The following is a 2,310-nucleotide window of genomic DNA, read 5'->3' as shown; positions in this document are numbered from 1 at the left end:
CCCGCGAGCCGAAGGACATCGAACTCGCCGCATGACCCCGAACCCACCCACACCCCACAGGGGCGCCTTGACGAAAGACATAGAGGCACCCCCCGCGCGGCATCGCGGCTCCTGACGCCTGTCTCCGTGTGCCGCCTACGTTCCGGTTCACGTGTTGAGCCAGGAATGTCGCCCGTGCTCCTACAACTCTCCTCGCTCCGGAGCGGGTTGGCCATCGATAGGCGGATGTGTCATATGACATGGCGGGGAATGCCTCTATGTCTTCGGACAAGTGAGGCACGGGGTTCCATTCCGCAATCGAGGCGATCACCCATCACATGATCTTTGTGGCGCGGTCATAATCATGAATACGCCCGCTCATGCGCCCGGCCGGTCGGAGGGATTTTCTATTCGGTGACCTGATCGGGTGATGGCGGACGTATCCGTGATTCTGTCGCTTCGTTGTCGTGGATATGATCCTTCGTGCGAACCTCCGATCGAGGAGCGAGTTCCCGTGGCCGTGAGCTGGGCGAAGCGCATCGCCATCACTGAGCCCGCACCGAAAATCGTCCGCTACGCCCGGTATCTCGCACCCCATTGGCGAGGACTGCTGCGGATGGACAGCGAGAACGGGGTCGGTTTGATCCCGGCCGTCGCGTTCTTCGGCGCGGTCGCGGCAGTTCTGTTCGGCGCGGGCGGCGCAGGCGTGGCCGCCCTTCTCGACGCGGTCCTGGGCCGCCACTACCTCCTCCGTTCCTGGCCGGCCCTCGACGCCTCGGTCGCGCTGGTGCTGACCGTCTCCTATTGGCTCGTGGGCCGGTACGGGCTGCGTTTCTACGATGTCGATCCGGCGTCCAACGAGCTCTGGCGCCTGATCACCGTCGCCAATACCGCCTGGCGCTCCCTGCCCCGTGCGCACCGCGCGGCGCAGAAGCCGCGCTTGCGCGCCGCCAACACTGCCGCCCGCATCCTGCTGGCGGACCCGGAGGACGCCCGTACCCGCCAGACGCTCGCCGTGCATACGGGCGCGCTGCGGGATCTGGCCATCACCGTTCTCAAGGACGTCCGGCACGGGCAGCCCGATCAGCTCGATCAGCCCGAGGGGGCGTCCTTCGCCTGGAACGATCCTGTCGCCCCGCCGCCGACCGAGCGTGTCATCAAAATGCGCGCACAGTCCTGAGCCGGAACTCCTCGCCCACCCGCTGAAGCGGTCGTGCGGATCAGTGGCCGTGGATCAGTGGCCGCGGACCGGGGAGGCGAGTGCGCGGGCCCGGTCGCCGAGAGCGGCGGCGTACGGCTGCCGGGGGAAGGCGAGCAGGGCGCGTTGGAGGCGGTCCAGGGCATGGTCGATCCGTACGGACCGCAGGTGCGGATAGTGGTCCAGGAAGGTGTGCCAGTGGGAGCAGGCGGCCTCCAGGTGGCCGACGCGCAGGAGGCTCTCGGCCAGCCGGGCCTGGGTCAGGGCGTAGTGCAGCCGTTGGGCGGACTTCCGGTGGCGTACGGCGCCTTGGAGAGCTGCCAGGGAGTCGTCCGGCCGGCCGAGGGCGCGGAAGACCGCCGCGCGCTGGTAGTCCAGCCCGGCCCGGGGGTAGGCGGTGAAGGGTCCGGCGGCCCCCGCCGAGCCGCCGTGTTCCTCCTCGGCGGCGTCCAGGTCGGCGAGGGCGAGCCGGGTCCGGCCGCCGTCGGCGTGGATGAGGGCGCGCTGGGTGAGGAGAAAGGAGGTGAGGTCGGGGCCGGCGCCGGGTTCGGCGGTGCGGACGGCTTCTTGGATGAGCCGGGTGGCTGTTCCGGGGTGGCCGAGGCGCAGGGCCTGGCCGCTCATGACGCGCAACGTGATCGCGTAGGTGCGGCGGTCGCCGCCTTCGCGCGCCATGGACAGGGCGGTCCGGAAATAGAGCTGGGCGAGCCCCTCGTAGCCGGTGTCGGCGGTCATGGTGGCGAGCAGATGGGTCAGGCGGGCGGCACGGGCGCACAGTTGGCTGTGCAGGCCGTCGGACGCCCGGGTGAGCAGCAGCGGGGCCACGTCGTCGGCCAGATAGGAGGCCAGGGACGTCCGGGCGTGGGCGCCGCCGTGCGCGGATGACAGGGACGAGAAGAGCCACGCCATGTCGTCGAGCATCCGGATGTCCACCGGGGCGGCCCGGCCCAGCGGGCCGGAGGGGGGCCGGTCGCCGCCGGCGTCGGACCAGTCGGGCAGGCGCGGGTCGGCGGGGCGGTACTCCGCTCCTGCGAGGAAGGCGCGCCGGGCGGGATCGATGTCGCCGCGGCAGAGCGCGACCAGCCGCCGTGCGGGCTCTGTCGTCTCCGTCGCCTCCGCCGAGGGAATGGGCA

At 70.6% G+C, this 2,310-nt stretch carries 2 protein-coding genes; one reads left to right on the top strand and one right to left on the bottom strand.

Features of this window, described 5'->3' with window-relative positions; all coding sequences use genetic code 11:
• Positions 1-409: 409 nt before the first annotated feature.
• Positions 410-1,159 carry a hypothetical protein gene (locus ACFU99_RS41100; RefSeq protein WP_384403151.1) on the top strand — a complete coding sequence of 250 codons (750 nt, stop codon included), beginning with the start codon at positions 410-412 and terminating at the stop codon, positions 1,157-1,159.
• A gap of 54 nt (positions 1,160-1,213) precedes the next feature.
• On the opposite strand, the gene ACFU99_RS41095 is transcribed toward ACFU99_RS41100, so the two are convergent.
• A partial coding sequence (locus tag ACFU99_RS41095; protein WP_384403148.1) for a hypothetical protein occupies positions 1,214-2,310 on the bottom strand: 1,097 nt, incomplete at its 5' end.

The sequence above is a fragment of the Streptomyces sp. NPDC057654 genome, assembly GCF_042800135.1.
Lineage (GTDB): Bacteria > Actinomycetota > Actinomycetes > Streptomycetales > Streptomycetaceae > Streptomyces.
This window is presented reverse-complemented; position numbering and strand designations above follow the sequence as displayed.

Excerpts from the sequence above, each read along its gene's own strand:
- ACFU99_RS41100 (WP_384403151.1), top strand. The coding sequence starts at position 410 with ATGGCGGACGTATCCGTGATTCTGTCGCTTCGTTGTCGTGGATATGAT.